The following is a 707-nucleotide window of genomic DNA, read 5'->3' on the forward strand; positions in this document are numbered from 1 at the left end:
CCAGAGCCAGAGCCAGAGCCAGAGCCAGAGCCAGAGCCAGAGCCAGAGCCAGAGCCAGAGCCAGAGCCAGAGCCAGATGAGGACGATTGGCTCACTTCAGCAATAGAAGAAGTTGAATCTCCATCTGAAGCAGAACCTACTGATTCACCTGAGAACGTAGCTGAAGAACTATTACCACGAGACGAAATCGAGTCAGAGAGTGACGTTGACGTTTCGCACTCTCAAGTTGAGCCGGAAGAGGTTCAAGCTGAAGATACTTTAGCCGGTGAAGTAGAACAAGAGCCTGAAGTACATGAGGAACCTAGTGTTTCGAGTGAACCTACAGTGTCACAAGCTGAGTTATCGGGTAGTGAGACAACGGTTGCTCCAACGCCAGAGGCGATTCCTAATGAGTTTGGTGTTCCTCAAGATGATGATTGGCTCACGGAAGAGGAAATTCAGCCAGCATCTACCTTAGAACAGGCAGAGTTATCGGATACAGCTAATGCTAGTGATACGGCAGATGTCACAGATGAACCAGCTCAAGCAGAAACTGAGTCAGCACCAGAGCCTGTCGAAACAGAGTCGGCGATTGAACTGGATGAATTAGAGCTGCCGGAGTACAACGAAGAGAATGCTTTAGCTGATATTGCAGATGAACCAGCTCAGGTAGAAGCAGAATCGACACCAGAGCCTGTCGAAACAGCGCAAGCGATTGAACTGGATGA

Annotated in this window: 1 pseudogene; it reads left to right on the forward strand. The window is 49.5% G+C overall.

Annotated features, from left to right (window positions below):
• A pseudogene (locus ACQEXU_RS21970) lies at window positions 1-707 on the forward strand (hypothetical protein); the annotation flags it as partial.

It is taken from the genome of Vibrio sp. TRT 21S02, assembly GCF_050113675.1.
GTDB lineage: Bacteria > Pseudomonadota > Gammaproteobacteria > Enterobacterales > Vibrionaceae > Vibrio.